The sequence below is a fragment of the Thetidibacter halocola genome, from assembly GCF_018224955.1.
Classification (GTDB): Bacteria; Pseudomonadota; Alphaproteobacteria; order Rhodobacterales; family Rhodobacteraceae; genus Thetidibacter; species Thetidibacter halocola.
Genome location: NZ_JAGTUU010000004.1, coordinates 65,705 through 85,424 on the forward strand (window position 1 = coordinate 65,705; position 19,720 = coordinate 85,424).

General features: G+C 66.0%; 18 protein-coding genes and 1 tRNA gene. 12 read left to right on the forward strand and 7 right to left on the reverse strand.

Annotated elements, in window-relative coordinates; genetic code table 11:
- Positions 1 to 3: 3 nt before the first annotated feature.
- Entirely contained in the window at positions 4 to 1,068 is a 1,065-nt protein-coding gene (locus tag KB874_RS10190) for an ABC transporter substrate-binding protein (protein ID WP_212536478.1), read from the reverse strand.
- Between the two features lie 148 nt (positions 1,069 to 1,216).
- Here KB874_RS10190 and KB874_RS10195 point away from each other — a divergent pair, with 148 nt between their 5' ends.
- Together KB874_RS10195 and KB874_RS10200 are read left to right on the forward strand one after the other, a co-directional pair.
- Positions 1,217 to 1,831: a TetR/AcrR family transcriptional regulator gene (locus tag KB874_RS10195; protein WP_212536479.1), complete on the forward strand. Its 615-nt coding sequence runs from the start codon at positions 1,217 to 1,219 to the stop codon at positions 1,829 to 1,831.
- Positions 1,832 to 1,849: 18 nt separating this feature from the next.
- Complete coding sequence (locus KB874_RS10200; protein WP_212536480.1) at positions 1,850 to 2,704, forward strand: polysaccharide deacetylase family protein; 855 nt, start codon at positions 1,850 to 1,852, stop codon at positions 2,702 to 2,704.
- On the opposite strand, the gene KB874_RS10205 is transcribed toward KB874_RS10200, so the two are convergent.
- Together KB874_RS10205 and KB874_RS10210 are read right to left on the reverse strand one after the other, a co-directional pair.
- Positions 2,701 to 3,156, reverse strand: coding sequence for a hypothetical protein (locus KB874_RS10205; RefSeq protein ID WP_212536481.1), 456 nt, complete (start codon positions 3,154 to 3,156; stop codon positions 2,701 to 2,703). The genes KB874_RS10200 and KB874_RS10205 overlap by 4 nt on opposite strands.
- A gap of 3 nt (positions 3,157 to 3,159) precedes the next feature.
- Positions 3,160 to 4,260, reverse strand: coding sequence for an isopenicillin N synthase family dioxygenase (locus KB874_RS10210; RefSeq protein ID WP_212536482.1), 1,101 nt, complete (start codon positions 4,258 to 4,260; stop codon positions 3,160 to 3,162).
- 263 nt (positions 4,261 to 4,523) lie between these two features.
- Here KB874_RS10210 and KB874_RS10215 point away from each other — a divergent pair, with 263 nt between their 5' ends.
- The 7 genes from KB874_RS10215 to KB874_RS10245 all read left to right on the forward strand — a co-directional run bounded on the left by KB874_RS10215 (position 4,524) and on the right by KB874_RS10245 (position 12,124).
- On the forward strand, positions 4,524 to 5,603 hold the full coding sequence (locus KB874_RS10215) for an ABC transporter substrate-binding protein (protein WP_212536483.1): 1,080 nt from the start codon (positions 4,524 to 4,526) through the stop codon (positions 5,601 to 5,603).
- Between the two features lie 2 nt (positions 5,604 to 5,605).
- The gene (locus KB874_RS10220) at positions 5,606 to 6,667 is read left to right on the forward strand and encodes an ABC transporter ATP-binding protein (protein ID WP_212536484.1); all 1,062 of its coding nucleotides are present in this window, start codon (positions 5,606 to 5,608) and stop codon (positions 6,665 to 6,667) included.
- Positions 6,664 to 7,635: an ABC transporter permease gene (locus KB874_RS10225; RefSeq protein ID WP_212536485.1), complete on the forward strand. Its 972-nt coding sequence runs from the start codon at positions 6,664 to 6,666 to the stop codon at positions 7,633 to 7,635. The genes KB874_RS10220 and KB874_RS10225 overlap by 4 nt, the downstream gene beginning before the upstream one ends.
- Positions 7,632 to 8,435, forward strand: coding sequence for an ABC transporter permease (locus KB874_RS10230; RefSeq protein WP_212536486.1), 804 nt, complete (start codon positions 7,632 to 7,634; stop codon positions 8,433 to 8,435). The genes KB874_RS10225 and KB874_RS10230 overlap by 4 nt, the downstream gene beginning before the upstream one ends.
- A 9-nt stretch (positions 8,436 to 8,444) precedes the next feature.
- Positions 8,445 to 9,065 carry a cysteine hydrolase family protein gene (locus KB874_RS10235; protein WP_212536487.1) on the forward strand — a complete coding sequence of 207 codons (621 nt, stop codon included), beginning with the start codon at positions 8,445 to 8,447 and terminating at the stop codon, positions 9,063 to 9,065.
- Complete coding sequence (locus KB874_RS10240) at positions 9,062 to 9,793, forward strand: hypothetical protein (RefSeq protein WP_212536488.1); 732 nt, start codon at positions 9,062 to 9,064, stop codon at positions 9,791 to 9,793. The genes KB874_RS10235 and KB874_RS10240 overlap by 4 nt, the downstream gene beginning before the upstream one ends.
- A 165-nt stretch (positions 9,794 to 9,958) precedes the next feature.
- Positions 9,959 to 12,124 carry an ATP-binding protein gene (locus KB874_RS10245; RefSeq protein WP_212536489.1) on the forward strand — a complete coding sequence of 722 codons (2,166 nt, stop codon included), beginning with the start codon at positions 9,959 to 9,961 and terminating at the stop codon, positions 12,122 to 12,124.
- Between the two features lie 55 nt (positions 12,125 to 12,179).
- Here KB874_RS10245 and KB874_RS10250 read toward each other — a convergent pair.
- Together KB874_RS10250 and KB874_RS10255 are read right to left on the reverse strand one after the other, a co-directional pair.
- Positions 12,180 to 12,266, reverse strand: a tRNA-Leu gene (locus KB874_RS10250).
- A gap of 100 nt (positions 12,267 to 12,366) precedes the next feature.
- Complete coding sequence (locus KB874_RS10255; protein ID WP_212536490.1) at positions 12,367 to 14,040, reverse strand: peptidoglycan-binding domain-containing protein; 1,674 nt, start codon at positions 14,038 to 14,040, stop codon at positions 12,367 to 12,369.
- Positions 14,041 to 14,182: 142 nt separating this feature from the next.
- On the opposite strand from KB874_RS10255, the gene lipB reads away from it, so the two are divergent.
- Both lipB and KB874_RS10265 read left to right on the forward strand, forming a co-directional pair.
- Positions 14,183 to 14,863, forward strand: coding sequence for a lipoyl(octanoyl) transferase LipB (gene lipB / locus KB874_RS10260; RefSeq protein WP_212536491.1), 681 nt, complete (start codon positions 14,183 to 14,185; stop codon positions 14,861 to 14,863).
- A gap of 105 nt (positions 14,864 to 14,968) precedes the next feature.
- The gene (locus tag KB874_RS10265) at positions 14,969 to 16,873 is read left to right on the forward strand and encodes a PhoX family protein (protein WP_212536492.1); all 1,905 of its coding nucleotides are present in this window, start codon (positions 14,969 to 14,971) and stop codon (positions 16,871 to 16,873) included.
- Between the two features lie 175 nt (positions 16,874 to 17,048).
- Here the strand turns inward: KB874_RS10265 and KB874_RS10270 are convergent, their stop codons facing one another.
- Positions 17,049 to 17,975 carry a sulfurtransferase gene (locus tag KB874_RS10270; RefSeq protein ID WP_212536493.1) on the reverse strand — a complete coding sequence of 309 codons (927 nt, stop codon included), beginning with the start codon at positions 17,973 to 17,975 and terminating at the stop codon, positions 17,049 to 17,051.
- 302 nt (positions 17,976 to 18,277) lie between these two features.
- Positions 18,278 to 18,484, reverse strand: coding sequence for a hypothetical protein (locus tag KB874_RS10275; RefSeq protein WP_212536494.1), 207 nt, complete (start codon positions 18,482 to 18,484; stop codon positions 18,278 to 18,280).
- A 162-nt stretch (positions 18,485 to 18,646) separates the two neighbouring features.
- Here KB874_RS10275 and KB874_RS10280 point away from each other — a divergent pair, with 162 nt between their 5' ends.
- Positions 18,647 to 19,693 carry an endonuclease/exonuclease/phosphatase family protein gene (locus tag KB874_RS10280; RefSeq protein ID WP_212536495.1) on the forward strand — a complete coding sequence of 349 codons (1,047 nt, stop codon included), beginning with the start codon at positions 18,647 to 18,649 and terminating at the stop codon, positions 19,691 to 19,693.
- The last annotated feature ends 27 nt before the right edge of the window (positions 19,694 to 19,720 follow it).

Below are 19,720 nucleotides of genomic sequence, written 5' to 3' on the forward strand. Positions count from 1 at the left end.
CGATCAGCCGCCGTGTGCCACCAGCGACTGGCGATAGCCGCTGGTCACCAGGTCGCCCATCAGGCTGCAATCGATGCCCGCGCTGGCCTCGACCTTGTTCGTCATCAGCCCCAGCTTGATCCACCAGTCGTTGGTCAGGGACACGGTGTCCGCCATCGAGCCATTGGCCATGCCGAACGGCCCGTCGCCATCCAGCGCGCCGCACAGCCGCGCGGATTCGTCGAAGTCGAACATGTAGATCCCACCCTCGAAGCTCTTGCCGTCGGTGCCGATGACATAGCCGATATCCTCGACCGGCCATTGCAGGAAATCGGCCATCAGGGCGTTGGTTTCCTCGGTATTGGCGTTCCAGTAGCCAAGGCCATCCCAGCGCGCCCGCAGGATATCCACCGCCACGTCGCGCTTTTCCGCGATGAAGTTCTTGTTCATGTACAGCGCGTCCATGAAGATGCCGGTCTTCAGCACCTCGGCGTCCAGCGTGTTGACGGAGCTTTTCGCGCCCGGCCTGGCCTCGAGCACCTTGGAAATCCACGGCTCATACATGTAGGCGGCGGCCAGGTCGCCCGACATCATCGGGCCCACGGCCTCGTCGGCGTTCAGGTTCACCCATTCCACCTGGTCGGGCGTGATGCCGACCGAATCCAGCCAGATGCCCATCAGCAAGTGACCGATATAGGCCTGGGGTGCGGCGACCTTGGCTCCGGGGATATCCGCGACCTCGACATCGGGCGACAGGATAATGTGGTCAACCCCGTAGGACGGGTTCATGAAGCCGACGTTAACCACATCGGTCCCGCGATCCACGATCAGCGGGGTGTAGTCGGCGGTGCATTCGTAGACGTCGATCTGGCCCGCCGCCAGCGCCGCATGGCCACCCAGCGGATCCTCGAAGATCGTCATGGCGATGTCGTGATTGGGGATCAGTCCCTTCTGGCTGGCGACCTCGATCATCGCGTAACCGGGCCAGGAAACGCAGATGCCGACCTTGACGGTGTCGGCCGTGGCCGCGCTGGCAAGGGCCGCGGCGGACAGGGTGGCGGCGGCGGCGATGGTTTGGACGTGGCGCATGGGTCTTTCCTCGCTTTTTTGGCTGCGGGACTCGGGATCGGCCCGGGCTGAAAAAACTGTATCGGGTAAAAATTTTTATTCAATAAAATTTTTGCCTGCACTAAAGTCAGCCCCAAGCCCGGGCCCTGCCCGACGACAGGAGACGCCCTTGACCAGCCTGCGCGCCCGCCAGAAGGAAGACCGCCGAAAGAGGATCGTCGCCTCGGCCAAAACCCTTTTTCGCAAGAGCGGTTACGACCGGACCACGATCGAGGCCATCGCCGAGTCGGCGGGCGTGTCCGGCGTGACGGTGCACAATTACTACGGCACCAAGGCGGGCGTGCTGCTGGCACTGGTGATCGAGAACGACGCGCTGCTGCTGCGGCGTCTCGACGAATCGCTGCCCCGGGACGAGACCGACCTGATCGCGTTGACGGTGTGCTTTGCCCGGGTCGTCATGGATCACGCCACGTCCCACCTGGAAAAGGCGATCTGGCGGCAGGTCCTCGCCGCAGTCACCGCCGAGTCGGAGACGCCGCTGGGCCGCGCCTATGCCAAGCTCGACCGGCAACTGGCCTACGTTCTGGTGAACCGGATCGAGGCACTGCAACGGGACGGCCACCTGCCCGCCCGCGTCGATCCGGTGCATCTGGGCATGGCGCTGTTCCACCTCCAGAATGCGCGCTTCGTTCAGTTCGTCTCGGCCGAGGGGCTGCGCCCCGACGAGATCGAGACGCGGCTTCGCAACGACCTGACCGCCCTTTTCGCCGTCTGTTCCCGCTGAAACACGAAAGGAAACAAGATGTTCCTGCACCCGATCCAATGGCCCGAGGGCAAGCACAGCGCTGCCTGCGTGACCTTCGACATCGACGCGGATTCGCTGATCCGCACCGCGCGGCCGGACGACGCAGAGTTGCGCCTGCAACCCGTGTCGATGGGCCGCTACGGACCGACCGTGGCGGTGCCGCGCATCCTCGAAACCTACCGGCGGCTGGGTCTGACGCAGACCTTCTTCATGCCGGCCTGGGTGATGCAGGAATACCCTGCCACGGTCGAGGCGATCCTGAAGGACGGGCACGAGATCGGGCACCATTCCTGGTGTCACGAGGATCCGATGCACCATTCCGACGCGGTCGAGGCGGAACTGTTCGAACGCGCCATCGAGGTGCATGTCAGCTTGACCGGCCGCAAGCCGCGCGGCTACCGCGCGCCGGTCTACTCGATCACGCCGCCGATGGTGGCGCGGCTCATCGAGCACGGCTTCCTCTACGACAGCTCGATGATGGCCGACGACCTGCCCTACCTGGTCGAGACATCCAGGGGCGACTTGATCGAGATCCCGCCGCACTGGGGCAATGACGACTGGCCGCCCTTCGCCCATTTCGCCGAAATCGACTACCTGATGCCGGTCCGCGCACCCTCGGACGGCGTCCGCGCCTTTGCCGAGGAATTCGACGCGGCGCACGAGGCCGGGGGTCTTTGGATGCCGGTGCTGCACCCGTTCCTAACCGGGCGGCTGGCCCGCTGGCGCGAGATGGAGCGGCTGCTGGAACGCGCGCTGGCCGCCGGCGACGTCTGGTTCGCCCCGATGGAGCAAATCGCGCAGCACGCTGCCGCCAACCGCGACACGCTGCGGCGCGAGACGATCGACCTCTAGGGCTGGTCGTTGCTGGTCCACGCCAGCGCGTAACCCTCTGGCAGGTAGGCTGCCAGCCAGTCACGAAAGGCCGCGTTAAACGCGGCCAGCCGCGCCAGCCGATCACGCGTGTCTGTCATCCAGGTGACGACCTCGCCCTGCCCGCGCGCCCCGATTTCGGGATAGAGATAGGCACAGCCGGAATACCTGCCTTCAGCATCGCGGATGATCCACGCGAAGGACCGTTTCGCGATGAACTCTCGGTCGTGCCAGCCCATGTCGATCAGGTTGCCCTCAAGCGTCAGCCCGATGGGCCAATCGCTGCCGAAGATGCCGACCAGAACCCGTTCTGACTCGGTCACGGCTTCGAAATCCTCGTCTACTTGCGCGACCGAAAGCGGCGTCAGGTGCCAGGCACCCACACCCGCTTGGCGTGGCAAGGTCGTGTCAACGAAATCCGGGTGCGGTTTCATGGCTCAGGGCTGCTTGGCCTCTCGCTTGAACGGGTTTTCCTCGGGCACGTCGAAGTCCAGAACCAGTTCGCCCTTTTCTCGCGCATCGGCCATGTAGCGGAAGGCATTGACCGACATGCGCATGAGGTGCTCGCCCGCGCGCATCGGCGGATACTTGGCCATCGCCTCGGGGGTGCGGAACTTCTCCAGCGGTTCGACCACCGCATGATAGTCCAGCCCGAAGAAAAGTGGCACCGAATAACGTTCGCGCCCGGAATTGGTGACGCGGTGCTGGGTCGACTTGAACTGTCCGCCCGACCACGTCTCGAAGATATCGCCGATATTGACCACGAAGGCGCCGGGGATCGGCGGCGCCTCGATCCAGACGTCATCGGCGTTCATCACCTGAAGGCCGGGACCGCCCTGCAACAGGATGGTGAAGCACTCGAAATCCGAATGCGAGGCGATGCCGACGATCTCCTTTGTGGCCGGCATGTCGTTCGGCACGTAGCGCAGCAGGCGCATCTGCGAACAGGGCGCAGTGATGTGCTGGCGCAGCTCGGCCGGATCGACGCCCAGTTCCAGCGCCAGAGTGTCGAGCAGCGTCAGGCCAAGCGAGAAGACCGAGTCGTAATAGCCCTGCACCGTCTGCTTCCAGCCCGGGATGTCGGGCCAGACATTCGGCCCGGTCATCCGCCACTCGGCGAGGTAGTCGGGGTGATCGGCGGGCGCCTCAAAGGACATGTCCCAGGCTTCGTTGAAATTGATCGACTTGGGAAAGTCCGATCCGTTCTCCTCGAACGGAACATAGCCCCGGTGATGGGTGGTGAAGCCCGACCACCAGCGCATCTTGAAGCTGCGGGGCTTCTCGTGGAAGGCGCGCGAGGCGGCGAACAACGCGTCGATCTGCTCCTGCGGGATGCCATGGTTGACGATGTAGAAGAAACCCGATTCGCGCGCGGCCTTGCCCAGCGCCACCGCGACCGCAGCCCGGTCCTCGGGCTTGCCCGTGGCAAGCGGGCCAAGATCGACCACCGGCAGCGTGGCGTCGTCGATCGTCAATGCCTTCTGGTCCTCGGCGATCTCGCGGACGGGTTCGATGCGGTCCTTCAGGTCTCGGGTCATGTGTCACCTCCGATAGCGTCGCCGCTCAGGCTGGCGGCGGCGACGCGGCTTGTCACGATGCAGGCCCGCGAAAGCCCGATAGCGCAGCCCGTCGCCCGTTTTTTCGGCGCTGCACCCCGGATCCGCCCATTTCCCGCGCAGACCGGCGCACGCCCACCGGCTCGCCCCCGGCGATGCTGGACAGGTGCGGGATGCCGGCCCTGCACTTGGCCCAGGATGCGCCAGATCGAACCGGCGCCAGTCACCACAGGGGGATGACCGGAATGACAAGCAAGTTGATCGTGAACCGCCGCAGGCTGCTTCAGGGAGGCGCGGCATTCGCCGCCGCCTCGACGCTGGGCGCGCCGCTGATCGCACAAAGCCGCAGCCTCAAGATCGGCTCCTATGGCGGCTATTTCGAGGACAGCTTCAAGAACTTCGTCTATCCCGCCTTCACCGAGGCGACGGGCATCGCCGTGGAAAGCGTGACGCAGCCCAACTCGGCCGACTGGCTGCTGACCATGCAGCAGGCGGCGCAGGCCGGCAACGTGCCGGCCGACCTGTCGCTTTACGCCCGCGACACGCTGATCAAGGCCAGCCGGATGGAAGGCCTGCTGAAGCCGCTCGACATGGGGATGATCCCGAATGCCGGGCTGCTCGACCCCTATTTCGTCTTCGACGATCAGCCCGGCACGCTGGGTGTGGGCGCGATGTCCTGGTTCACCTCGATGGTCGTCAATCCCGACGAGCTCGAGACACCCGCAAGCTGGGCGGACCTTTGGGACACGTCGCGCTTTGAACAGAGCCTGGGCCTTGCCAAGCGGTACAACGCAGGACTGATGGATATCGTCGCGGCGACCTTCTTTGACGGCGTTTCCACCTTCGACACCGACGACGGGATCGTGGCGATCATCGCCAAGGCCGCCGAGCTGAAGCCCAACGCGGCGCTCTGGTGGTCGGCGGAAAGCCAGATGGAACAAGCGATGAAAAACCTCGATGTGGTGGCGGGCATGTATTACCACGACGTGGCCGGTATCATGGCCTCTGACGGGTTTCCCATCGCGTCGATCTTCCCCAAGGAAGGCAATGTGCAGGATTACGGTTCCTGGTGCCTGTCAGGCCTGTCCGAGAAATCGGCCGAGGCGGCGGAATTCGTCAACTTCTCTTGCGAGCCCGCCTCGCAGGCGCTGATGTCGCGCATGATCGGCACCGCGCCCCTGATGGAGCGCGAAAAGACCGACCTGACCGAAGAGGAATTCGCCGCCGTCTCGGGCGTGCCCTCGATCCGGCCGGCCTATGGCGCCTACCTGGACAAGGAAACCTTCATCCAGGAAGCCTGGGACAAGATGCTCGCGGAAGGCTGAGCATGGTCGACCTGGTCCTCAAGGGCATCCGCAAGGATTTCGGCGCCACCCGGGCCGTGGACCGGATCAACCTGACCTTTCCGCATGGCAAGCTGACGGCCCTTTTGGGGCCGTCAGGCTGCGGCAAGACCACGCTGTTGCGAATGATCGCGGGGCTTGAGGATCCGACCCACGGGCGGATCCTGCTGGGCGACGAGGATATCACCGCCCTTCCCGCCCATCGCCGCCGCTTCGGCATGGTGTTCCAGAGCTTCGCGCTGTTTCCGCACCTGACGGTGGCCGACAACATCGCCTATGCGCTGGCGATCGAGGGTGTGGACAAGGCGAAACGCCGCGCGCGGGCCGAGGAACTGCTGGAGCTGGTGCAGCTGCCCGGCTACGGCGCCCGCCGCATCGGCGAGCTGTCCGGCGGCCAGCGCCAGCGCGTCGCCATCGCCCGGGCGCTTGCGCAGGAACCGCGCGTCTTCCTGCTGGACGAACCCATGTCGGCGCTGGACGCCAAGCTGCGCGAGGACATGCAGGTGGAATTGCGCCTGCTGCAACAGCGGCTGAAGATCACCACCGTCGTCGTCACCCATGACCAGCGCGAGGCAATGACCATGGCCGACCAGATCGTGGTGATGAGCCACGGCCATGCCGAACAGGTGGGCCCGCCGCAGCAGATCTATTCCAGACCCGCCAACGCCTTCGTCGCCTCGTTCATCGGCAAGGCGAATTTCCTCAGCGGCGAGGCCACGGGCGGGCGGTTCCGGGTGGGCGAGTTCACCTTCGAGGCGCCGCGCGCCCCAAGTTTCCTGACCGGTTCGAAGGTCACGCTGGCGATCCGGCCCGAGAACGCGGTGATCGGCGGCAAGGGGCCGAACGCCCTGCCCGCCCGTATCACCTTCATCCGCGACGTCGGCTCGACCCGCGACATTTATCTCTCGACCCCCGTGGGCGAAATCGTCGTCGAATACGGCGCGGGCGAGAGCCTGCCGCCCATGCATGTTGGCGAAGACGTGCCGCTGCAGCTGCCACCGGAAACCCTGCACGTCTTCGCGCGCGAGCCGGAGGCCGCCGCATGAGCGCCAGCGCCGCCGAGGAAGCGGCCAGCGCACCGGGGCCAGCGCACACGGACGCAAGCGGCGCGGCGCTGCGGCTGGGCCTGCTGGCGGTGCTGCTGGTCTTGTGTCTCGTGCCGTTTCTCTTCGTGCTGGCGATCTCGTTCGGCCACAAGATCGAGGGCGCGGGCTGGGAATTCGGGTTTGAATTCACGCATTACGCGCGCTTCTTCTTCGGCGCCGCATGGCCCGAGAGTTTTTCGCAACTTTACTGGCAGCGCCTGGGCTATTCGGTCTATTTCGCCGCGATCGCCGCGGTGCTGGCTGTCGCGCTGGCCTTTCCCTTTACCTATTTCCTGACGCGTCTGTCGCGGCTAGGACAGACGATCTGGCTGGTGATCCTGCTCAGTTCGCTGTCCTTGTCCGAGGTCTTCATCGTCATGGGTTGGGACATCCTGCTGTCGGCGCGTTCGGGCCTGCCGGCGCTGCTGGATGCGCTGGGCATCACCGACTGGACCAAGGAAATCGGCTGGTTCCGGTGGTTCCGCGATGTGGGCCTCGCCTCGCCGCGCAATTTCAAGTTCAAGACCTCGGGCTTCGCAACAGTGCTGACCATGGCCTATCTGGTCTGGCCCTACGCGGTGATCCTGCTCTATCCGGCGCTGTCGCGGCTCGACCCCTCGCTGATCGAGGCGGCGCGGACGATGGGGGCACGGCCCCTCACAGTGACGCGCACGGTGATCCTGCCGCTGGTGCGCCTGCCGCTGGTGGGCTCCAGCCTGCTGCTGTTCGTCTTCCTGCTGGGCACCTACGTGACGGTCACCGTCTTTGCCGATCCCTCGCAGCACACGCTGGCGGTGTCGATCTACGACTCGGTGCGCGGCTCGACGCTCAACGCGCCCTTCGGCGCGGCGCAATCCGTCATCCTGCTGGTGGCTGCGGGCGGCTTCCTTCTGGCGGGCCGCAGGCTGAGTGCGGCTGCGGCCTCATGAGGCTGCGCTGGTGGGGACACGGGTTCATGTGGCTGGCGGGGCTGGTGCTGCTGATGCCGATCCTCGTCGTCTCGGCCGCCGCGCTGAACGGCGGGCGCAGCATGCTGTTCCCGCCCGAGGACCCGACGTTGGCGCGGTTCGGCGAGTTCTTTGTCAGCGAGCCGGTCTGGCGCGAGGCGCTGTGGAATTCGGTGGTCATAGCGTTGTCCTCGGCGGCGCTGGCGGTACTGCTGGCCTGGCCCGCGGCCTATTTCATCTGGAAATCGTCGGACCGCCTGTCGCGGGTGATCGCCGGGCTGATGGCCATGCCTTTCGCCGTGCCGCCCATCGTCTTTGGCGTTGGCCTCGGCTTCATGTGGGCGTTCACCGGCGGGCTGGGGACGATCTGGGCGGGGATTCTGTCCCATGCGGCGCTGTTCGCCGCGCTGCCACTGGTCACGATCTCGATCGGGCTGCAAGGCATCGACCGGGCGCACCTGGACGCCGCCGCGACCATGGGCGCGACCGAGGGCATCGCCTTTCGCACCATCGTCCTGCCGCAGACCATCCCCTACACGATCTCGGGCTTCTTCTTTGCCATGGTCCTGAGCTTCAACGAGTTCATCGTGATCTTCTTCGTCTCGAGCTCGTCCTACGCCACCGTGACGCTGCAAATCTTCAACTCGCTGCGCAACGGTTTCACCCCGACGATGGCGGTTGGCGCCATCGCCTTCATCCTCGTCTCGGTCGCTGCCTTCTCGCTGGTGGCGCGCTTCGGCGACTTGCCGCGCCTGATGGGCGCCGACCAGACACGCAGATAGGAGAGACCCATGCCCCGCCAGCCCACCATTATCGGAAACCCCGTGCTGCTGGTCATCGACATCCAAGCCTCGGCCTTCATGGAAAGCGAGGGCGACCACGGCATCCCGCACATGGCCGATTACCGCGCCCGGATGGAACGCGCGCTGGACGTGATCCGCGCGGCGCGCGACTGCGCCATTCCCACCGTCTACGTGCAGGAAATCCACCGGCAGAACATGGTCGACTACGGCCGCGAACTGGACGGCTCCGAGGGCATCCATTGCCGCGAGGATCACCCCGGCACCCGACTGCCCGCCGAGATCACCGGCCAGCGCCCCGAGGATTACTTCGTGCCGAAGCGGCGCTATTCGGCCTTCTTCGGCACCGACCTGGAAATCCTGCTGAAGGGGCTGAAGGCTCAGACGCTTATCCTGATCGGCGGAATGACGGATGTCTGCGTGCACTACACCTTTGTCGACGGGCACCAGCACGACTATTACTGCCGCGTGGTCAGTGACGCGGTGGGCGGCACCTCGGACGCGGCGCACCAGGCCTCTCTGAACGCGATGGAATACCTCCAGGAAGGCGCGGTGCAGACCACCGATCAGATCGTCGCCGCGATGCGCGCGGCAGCGCGACAGACGGCATGACCGCGGTCCTCGGTCACTGGCGGCGCGCGCTGTTCATCGGTCCCGGCATGGAGGACCGCAGCACGCGGGTGCATTGGTTCCAGGCCGAGCGCGGCTTTTGCGACATTCGCATCCCAACCACCCGGCCCGACATCGCCGGGGCTGCCGCGCTGGCCGAACTATCTGCCGCCGACCTGCTGGGGCTGATGAACGGCTTCGGTTTCGCCGGCGAGACCGAAGTCAGCGGCGACCGCTGCACCTGGCACCGGCAGATCGCCTTTCACGGCACGCCGCCGGGTGCCGCGCCCGATATCGGCGTCCTGCGCTTCCGCGCCGATGGACGGCTGATCGAGGACGGGGCCGAGGCGCCCTATCGCGAGATCTGGGACCGCCAGCCCGGCGAAGGCTGGCGCCACGGGGCCTGGCGCAGCGGCGACCGCATCTGCCGGCTGACCTGGTCCGAGGCCGAGTTCCTGCTGGCCATCGGTACACCTGGCGCCGCCGACAGCCTGCCCCTGCGCCAGTCGCTCGAAACGGGCGAGCGCCCGACCGAGGCGCTGGCCGCGTTCTTCGACGGCGAGTACACGCTGGGGCATTGGCAGGGCGGGACGGGCATCGCCACGCTTTCCACCAATCCCCTGCAAGAGGGCCGCGCCATCCTGCCGAAACCCGATGACGAACGGGCCGCCCTGACACTGGTCCGGACGGGCTTCGGCGGAGAGGTTCGCGACGAGACGTGGACCGCCTGACCCCGACTTGCCGGGCATCTCCGGGAAAAAGACGCCCGGACGCCCCGAAAAGCCCCCAGACCGCCCGGAATGGGCGAAACCACCAAAGTATCCGTTTGCCAAATCCTTGTGCGCTGGTCTTATGATACAGGCCAGAGTTGGCACCATTGAATATGGGAAATTGTATTGCAGACGGTCATCGATATTCTCGACAACCTCGTTCTGCTGGGCATGCTCGGCGTCTTCCATTTTTTTGTCGAGCTCAATCGCGGCAGGCTCGGTCCACTCGGCGCATCGCTGGCCACCGGTCTGGTCTTCGGGATCGTTGGTTTCATGGTCACGGCAACGCCGGTCACGCTGATAGACGGGGCCACGGTTGACGCGCGCGCCGGGCCGGTGATCCTCGCCGGCCTGTTCGGCGGCCCGATTGCCGCCGGCATCGCCGCCACCCTCGGAGCGATCGCGCGCGGCCTTGTCGGCGGCAGCTTTGCCCCCAGCGGAATGCTGGTCTACTTCCTTTACGGCCTGTTCGGCATCATCTTGCAGCGGTTCAGCGTGATTCCACGGGATCACGTGGCCACTGCACGCAGCATCGCGCTGCTGATCGGCGGTTCCTGGATTGCTGCATCGGCGATGTTCCTGGTGATCCGTCCTGCCGAACGGGCCATTCAATGGCTGAACGACGACCTGCCCTATATCCTGCTGGCAAACGCGTTGTCCGTCGGCGTGTCGGTCGGGGTGGTCGCGCTTGCCGCGATGTTCCTCAGCAAGACCGTCGAGGCGATGGAACTGGGCCGGACCCTTAACCTCGCCAAAAGCGCGGGCCGCTTCGGAATCTGGGATTTCGACGTGACAAGCGGCGTGTTGAAATGGGACGACACCTCGAAAGAGATGCACGGGATCGACAAGGAGGCGTTCCGCGGCACCTACGAGGATTGGTCGAAGACCGTACATGTTGACGACCTGCCGATGGTTCAGGCCGCCTTTTCCGCGGCCCTGGCCGAGAAGAAGCCGTTTTCGGTCGAATACCGGGTCGTGCTGCCCGGCGGCGCGATGCGCGCGATCAAGGGCGACGCCATCGTTCTTTTTGACCGTGCCTCCAAGCCGTTGCGGGTGGTGGGCACAAATCTCGACCTGTCCGAGCTGCGCAGCGCCGAGGAAAAGCTGATCGAGGCGCAGTCGCTGGCAGCCCAGGCGCAGAAATTCGAGACGATCGGCCAGCTGACCGGCGGCGTCGCGCATGATTTCAACAACCTGCTGGCCGTCATCATGGGCAACCAGGAATTGCTGCGGGACGCGATCCGCAACCCGCCGGTCGATGTCTCCGAGGCCAATGTCCTGATCGATGCCACCATCGAGGCCACCAAGCGCGGAGCAGACCTGAGCCGCAACATGCTGGCCTATGCCCGCAAGGCGCAGTTGCAACCGGTGCTGACCGACCTCAACGAATTGGTGCGCGAGACGGATTCCTGGCTGCGCCGGATGATCGAGAGCAGCGTCGAGATCGAGACGATCCTGCAAGCCGGCCTGTGGAGCACCCGTGTCGACCGCGCCTCGATGCAGAGCGCGCTGGTGAACCTCGTGGTCAACGCCCGAGACGCGATGGGCGGCGCCGGCCGCGTCACGATCGAGACCAGCAACATCCGCATCGACCACGAATACATCACCGATCGCCACGAGGAGATCGCTGCGGGCCGCTACGTCATGCTGGCGGTGTCGGATACCGGCCCGGGCATTCCCATGGAACGGCTCGATCACATCTTCGATCCGTTCTTCACCACCAAGCCCACCGGCAAGGGATCGGGGCTTGGCCTTTCTATGGTGCAGGGGTTCGTCAAGCAGTCGCGCGGCGCGATCCGGGTCTATACCGAGATCGACGTCGGCACGAGCTTCAAGCTGTATTTTCCCGCGGTCGAGGAACCCGAGGCAACGACCCGCCGGAGCATCCCGGCGGAACGCCCGGCACACGAGGGGCTGTCGGAACAGCGGCGCATCCTGCTGGTCGAGGATGACGACCGCGTTTTGGCCGTCCTGACCCGCACCCTGCGCAACGCGGGCTACGAGGTGGTCCAGTGCCGCAACGGCGACGACGCGCTCGAAACCTTCCGCAAGGATCGCGACTTTGACCTGGTCGTGACGGACATCGTCATGCCGGGTCAGCTTCAGGGCCCGATGATGTCCAAGGAAATCCGCAACCTCGACCCCGATATGCGATTTGTCTTCCTGTCAGGCTATGCCAGCGAGGCAACGGTGCATGGCAATGGCCTGCATCCCAGTGACATCCGCCTGATGAAACCCGTTTCGCGCAACGATCTTCTGACCAGCGTCCGGCGGGCGATACAGGGCAAGTGACACAGCGGCACCGTCTGGGCAACGGACTGATCGAACCTGATGTCTGCTGAAGAAATGGTGCGGTCGAGAAGACTCGAACTTCCACGGGAGTTACCCCACAGCGACCTCAACGCTGCGCGTCTACCAATTCCGCCACGACCGCACTGCCTAGGCTTGGTGACGCGCTTCCTAGCGAAGCGCGCCGCGCTTGTGAAGAGGAAAAACGCGCCCGGCGGACAAGGCCGGGCGCGGGATCGTCCCGGTCAGTCGGACGGCAGTCCGAACAGCGGAATCGCCGAGGCCTTGCGCACCGTGCTGCCTTCGGGCGGCAGGGAGTTCCCGGGCATCCGGGCCATGGCCGCGCGCAGCAGCTCCACCCGTTCCGGCAGGCCTGCGCCAAAGACCGGCACCGCGCCGCCATCCACCGCCTCTATGGCGTGGTTGTACCATTGGACTGCCAGGTCGCGACGCTGGGTCGCGCCGAATCCTTGGCTCAGATGGTGGCCGACCAGTTCCGCGTAGGGCGCCTGCCCCAGCGCGACCAGCACCAGCGCCGAGCCGATGGCGGTGTCCATGTCGTCGCTCTGGTAGCCCGAGGCAAGGCAGACCCGCGCCGTGGTCTCCAGCTGCTGCGGCGCCATGCCCGCCGACAGCACGAAACTGCTGGTCGCGCGCAGCACGTCCTCTCGAGACTGGACCGAGATCGCTGCGACCTGTTCGGTCAGCAACTGGCCGAAGCCCGCGCACTGTCCGGCCACCGCCTGCGGCGTGGCATTCGGGATCTTCTGGATCAGCGTCTCGCCATTGGCGATGGCATAGGTGCGCGACAGGCACATCTGCTCGCCCAGTGCGGCGGCGGCGTCGGTCATGTCCTGGGCGGTGGTGAAGCCGCCGTTCGTCGTGGTGACCAAGCTGACCATGTTGCAATGCGAGGCCAGCGACGGCGCCGCAGCGCCCGCCCCGAAGAATTGCGGCACGGCGGGTGCCGCCGCAGCCGCGCCGGCATTGACCGACGGCACTGCCGTGGCCACGGGAATCGTCGCCTGCGGCGCGGCGGGCTGCGGCGCCACGGGCGCTGCCGCCATCACCGGTGCGTCGCTGCCCGTCCGGCTGCAGGTGCCGCGGGTGCAGCTGAACATGGCGGGCGTCACGTTGAAGGCCTGGAAGTCGTTCCGCTCATACCCGTCCGGGGTCGAGGCGAACACCCGCACCGCGCAGGACTGGGCATTGCACCAGAAGGCCGATCCCGTCACCGAAGTGTCGAGGATGTAGTCGGTCTGGCCGTCGCCGTTCATGTCCGCCAGCTGGATGAAGCCCGAGCGCTGCACCAGCTGCTCGGCGCTGGGATCCGAACTGCGGGCGATCTCGTTCACCGCCGCGGCCACCACCGACGGCAGGCCGTAATGCCCGCCGATCGATGCCGAGGCCATGCTGCCCGTGCCGTTCATCTGCTCTTCGCGGTAGATGGTCAGCAGGCCGCGCAAGCCTTGCGGGTTCGACGCCACCAGTTGCGCCGTGGCCGGGCCGCCCGATTGCGCGCGATGGTAGGAGCCGACGAGGAAGCTGCGCTCGAACTCGGTCAACTGGCCGGTCACGGGATAGCCCAGATGCGCCTGGAAGGTTGAGATCGCGCTGCGGGATCTCGAGCCCAGAACACCATCGGCGCCGCCCGCGTTGAACCCGAAATAGTTCAGCGAATGCTGGACTTCGCGATTCTGTTCGCGGGCTGCGGAATAGACCGGCTTCCTCGCCGGGGCCGAGCGATAGACCTTCTTCTGCGGTTGTTGCCGCGCGGAATTGGCGATGGCGCCACCGATGATCCCGCCGACCAATCCGCCGACAAAGGCGTTATCCGCAACCGCCGCCGCCGGACTGAGTGCAAGCGCCGCCGCAAGCGCCGCCGCAATGGGACGTATTCCAATTGATTTCCGTGACATGGCAATAAACTCCCGCCAGATGAGCCCCGCAGGGCAAGCTTGGGGAATCGGGCGATTCCCCGAAAAACGTATTTGATCTATTTCAGGACAGTGTCGGGTTGCCGCGATTGACCTGTCAAGCCTTTCCGGGCTACGCGGCAGCATGGTGGAATGGAAGATCAGCGACGATCCGGTGCCCTACGAGGATGCGCTCGCCTTCATGGAGGCGCGGGCAGAGGCAATCGCGCGCGGCGAGGCCGAGGAATGCGTCTGGCTGCTGGAGCATCCGCCGCTCTACACCGCCGGGACCAGCGCAAAACGCGAGGATCTCAGGGATCCCGACCGCTTTCCGGTCCACGACACGAAACGCGGCGGCCAGTTCACCTATCATGGGCCCGGCCAGCGGGTGGTCTATGTCATGCTGGACGTGGGCAGGCGCGGGCGCGACGTGCGCTGTTTCGTGCGTGATCTCGAGGCCTGGGTAATCGCCACCCTCGGCGAATTCGGTCTGACCGGGCACATCCGCGACGGCCGCGTGGGCGTCTGGATCGAACGCCCCGACAGGCCGCGCCTGCCCGACGGCCGCATGGCCGAGGACAAGATCGCCGCTATCGGTATTCGCCTGCGCCGTTGGGTCAGCTTTCACGGCATTTCGATCAACGTGGAACCCGACCTGAGCCATTTCGACGGCATCGTGCCCTGCGGCATCACCGATTTCGGCGTGACCTCGCTGGTCGACCTGGGCCTGCCGGTGACGATGGACGATCTCGACGTGGCGCTGCGGCGCAGCTTCGACGCGGTAATGACGCGTGGCGCCTGCGCGGTCCTGCCGTCACAAAACTGAATCCGAACTGTCATCTTCGGGATACGCTGGACGTCTACCCGGTCGACCTGTGGGGGATCACGGGATTCCCCGCCCGCATACCATGCCATCAGGAGAGGACAACCGATGAAGGACATCGACAAGAAGGCATTGAGCTGGGACGAATGGGACGAGTTGAACGACCCGCGCCCCGCGACCTGTGATTTCGACCGCGTGGTCGAGGCGGCGATCTCGCGCCGGGGCTTCCTGGGCGGCATCCTCGCCTTCGGCTCTGGCGCGGCGGTGATGGGCACCGCAACCCTGATAGGCACCACCAGCGCCGAGGCGCAGGCCGCCAGCCGCATCGGCTTCAAGCCGATCCCGATCGCCACCGACTCCACCGTGCACGTGCCCGAAGGCTATCGCTGGCAGCCCGTCGCGCGCTGGGGCGATCCGCTATTCTCGGACGCGGCGCCGTTCGACCCCGCCGGGGGCATCGACCTGGCCTCTTCCGACAAGGTGTTCGGCGAGAACACCGACGGGATGGAGTTGTTCTTTGTCGATGGCCGCCAGGTCATCGCGGTGAACCATGAATACGTGAACCCCGAGATCAACCTGCCCGCCACCGGCGGCGAGGTGACCAATGCCGACGAGGCGCGCCTGTTGCAGAACCTCCAGGGCGTGACCGTGATGGAAGTGGCCGAGGGCGAGAACGGCTGGCAGATCGTCGTCGACAGCCCCTACAATCGCCGCATCCACCACAACACGCCGATGCGCCTGTCCGGCCCGGCGGCGGGGTCCGACCTGCTCAGGACCGAGGCCGACCCGACCGGCACACAAAGCCTTGGCACGTTCAACAATTGCGGGTCCGGCAAGACGCCGTGGGGCACCTACCTGACCTGCGAGGAGAACTTCAACGGCTACTTCGGCTCGACCGATCCGAACGCCGCGCTGCCCGCGGATTACAAGCGCTATGGCATCGGGCTGGAAAGCCGCTATGCCTATGAAAAGTTCGATGCGCGCTTCGACGTCTCGAAGAACCCGAACGAGCCCTACCGCGCCGGCTGGGTGGTCGAGATCGACCCGGCGAAGCCCGACAGCACCCCGGTCAAACGCACCGCGCTGGGCCGTTTCAAGCATGAGAACGCCGCATGCGCCCTGACGAAGGACGGCCGCGTGGTGGTCTACATGGGCGACGACGAGCGCGGCGAATACATGTACAAGTTCGTCTCGACCGGTTTCTACACGCCGGGCGGGGCGACCGAGGGGCTGCTGGACGACGGCCAGCTTTTCGCCGCGAAGTTCAACGAGGACGGTACCGGCCAGTGGGTCGCGCTGACCCCGGACTCGACCGGCATGACCACCGAGGAAATCCTGGTCTTCTCGCGCATGGCGGGATCCAAGGTGGGCGCGACCACGATGGACCGCCCCGAATGGGTCGCGGTCAACCCGGTCTCGGTCGAGGGCTATTGCGCGCTGACCAACAACTCGCGCCGCGGCGTCAAGCAGGATGACGGCTCGATCCGCACCAATGCGGGCGGCGAGGCGATGACGCTGAATGCGGCCAACCCGCGCGAGGCCAACGACTACGGCCAGATCGTGCGCTGGTTCCCCGACGGCGAGGATCACGGGGCCGAAAGCTTCCGCTGGGATCTCTATGTCATGGCGGGCAACCCGACCGTTCATTCGGACGCCTATGCCGGTTCGGACAACGTGAACGAGGGCAACCTCTTCAACTCGCCCGACGGTATGATGTTCGACCAGACCGGCCTGCTGTGGATCCAGACCGATGGCGACGACAGCAACGAGGGCGACTTTGCCGGCCACGGCAACAACCAGATGCTGGCGGGCGACCCGGCGACGGGCCGGATCGAGCGCTTCCTGACCGGGCCGGTCGGGTCCGAGGTAACGGGCCTAACCTGGTCGGTGGACCGCCGGGCGATGTTCGTGGGCATCCAGCACCCCTCTGCCCCGTTCCCGGATGGCGAAGGCGCGTTGCCGCGGTCAACCGTGATCGCCGTGATGCGCGACGATGGCGGCCTGGTGGGCTGAGACGGGTCTGAAGGCATTGGGGGGCCGCCAACAGGGCGGCCCCTTTTCCGTCAGCGGATACTGCCAAGGGCCGTGCCCACGGGAAAGACGGGGAACAGGATCCCGTCGCGGCGCCGACCGCACATGGCGGCAATGATCCCGCGCGAGAGGTCTGGCCGGCACCGGCGGAGTCGGATCAGAACTCGACCTTGCGCTCTGTTTCCATGCCGGAATGGGTCCATTCGGCCATCGACCCGTCGAAGATCATCGCCTCGTCGTTGCCCAACAGTTCATGACTGACGAACCAGCCGATGCTGGCCAGTTGCCCGGTGTTGCAGAAGCTGATCTGCGGGCCGGACGTGGGCACGCCAGCAGCGCCGAAAAGCTTGACCAGCGAATCCGGGTCGCGGAACGTGCCGCCCGCGTTCACGGTCGTCCAGCTGTGCGGCAGGTTCAGAGCGCCCGGCACCGTCCCCGCGACCTTCGCCGCGCCGGACTTGCTGATGCCGAGGTAGAAATCCGCGCTTCGGTTGTCGACCGCGACCGCCCCATCGGCGATCCGCGCCGCGACCTCTTTGGCAGAAATCAGCATGTCGGGGCGCGGCGCGGCCGCGAACTGCGCGGCCTCAACCTGCGCGGCGCCCTCTTCCAGCGGGTTCACGGGCTTCTTATCGGCGCCAAGCTCTTTCAGGTAGGCAGCCATGCCGCCGTCCAGGATCGAAACCTCATCATGGCCAAGGTAGTTCAGCGTCCAGTAGACCCGCGTCGCCGCGCCCATGTCGGCCGAGGATTCGCCCGCGGGCACCACCACGACGTGATCGTCGTTGGAGACGCCGATCGCCCCCAGATGCGCGGCAATGTCCTCGGGTGTCCTGACGAGGCCGCGCACATCACCAACCCTGACGCGCCACGCGTCCTTCGGCCCGCCATAGTCCGTGTGAACCGCACCGGGGATATGACCCGACAGGTAGGCGGGCATGGGCCGCACATCGACAAACACCACCTCGTCATTGTCGAGATTCGCCTTCACCCAGGCCACATCGACCAAGGGATCTGCGGCCAACGCCATGCTGGCAGAGGCCAGGGCGGCCACGGCGACAGACAGTTTGAACAGCATTTTCATGGGATCCTCCCTCCCGTCTGAGATCGCGAACGGACGACCGGAGCAGCCTGGGCAAACAGGCCGGACAGGTCGCCGTGAACGAAGCAAGAGGATAGCATGCGGAAAACTGCGCCTCCTTGACCCTCGTCAATACGCCGGCAGGAGGCGGCAAGGCATTGCCAGGCAGTGTTTGCGCCCTCGTCCGCGATCAGCGCCGCTCTCGTCAATCCGGTGGATGACGGCGCGGATCAGTGCGGTCGGCGCTTTCGCCGCTGGCGCTTCCAGACCTTACGGGATCCTCCGCCAGCGACTTGCGATCTCGTCTACTCGCGGCCGGAAAAGACGTGGAACAGGATCTCGTCCCGGCGCAGACCGCGCGCCGCGAGGTCGGCATCGCTGAGCGCGCGCAACGCCGCGACACGGGCGGCAAGCCGGCGTTGGCGCCGGTCGAAGGGCGTCTCGAACAGCCGCGCAAGAAGGTCGCGCACGCCTTTCCCCGTCAGGCTCAGGTCGGTGTCGAAATAGGCCATGTGGCTTCGGGGCGGCAGCCCCCCTCCTTCAAGTGTCGGGCAGATGGACAACGCTAGGCCCGCCTCACGGTTCCGCACAGTCCGGAAAGCCTGACCTGCGCGGCCCGCTGGACCTGCGGCGCCGACCTGCTAGGCTCGGTCCGTTCCCGCCAAGGCCCCACCATGCCCGAATTCAGCGTCGCCACCTTCAACCTGTGCCAGTTCTGCACCCCCGGCGAGCGCTGGTTCCAGGATGGCGATTCCATCGGCTACGACCCTGAAGCATGGGCAAAAAAATGCGATTTCATCCGGCAGGCGCTGGACCGGATGCAGGCCGATATCGTGGGCTTCCAGGAGGTCTTCTCGCCCGATGCCTTCCGCGTGTTGATGACCGAGGCCGGCTATCCGCACGTGGCGATCCCCGACACCCCGCCGCGACGCGCGGATGCGTCCGGCACGCTGGTGGCGCCGGTGAACGCGCTGGTCTCGCGCCACCCGATCCTGTCTGCGGGACGGCTCGATCCGCCGACCCATCTCTGGAGCGCGGGGTTGCTGGCCGAGGATTTCCATTTCCGCCGTGGCGTGGTCGAGGCGCGGATCGCGATTCCCGGCCTGTCCCGGCCGCTGCTGGTGCTGGTCTGCCATCTGAAATCGCCGGGTGTCGGCATCGACGACGCGGCGGTGGCGAAATCAGCCGACTGGCGCGGGCGGTTCCGGTCTCACCTGCACCAGCGCGCGGTGCTGGACGCGGCGCAGATCATCCACCGCACCGGCGAGGCGATGATGCTGCATACCGCGGTCATGCACCGGATCGATCGCGAGCCCGGCCTGCCGGTGATCGTCATGGGCGACCTGAACGACACACCCGACAGCACGACCCTGCGCATCCTGACCCAAGCCGAACCGGTGCCGCAGATCGCGGGGACCGTGACCGCCGAGTTGCCTCCGGCAGAGCGGGCGCACCTGCATGACTGGCGGCTCTACCCGGCCAGGGCCGCGGTTGGCGCGTCATCCCCGCGACCGCGCCCGACACTGGCCGGTTTCGGCAAGGGCGCCACGTTCGACCACATCCTGGTCGGCAACGCGCTGAACGGCGAAAACCCCGCGGCACTGGCCCAGGTGACCGGCCACGCGGTCTTCGACGCCCACCTTCTGGCGGGGGCCAACCCGCTGGAAACCTCGGATCACGCCCCGGTGCGCGCGACCTTCAAGACCGTGACGCGCGACTGACCGCCGATCCGGGTGCGACAAAAATGT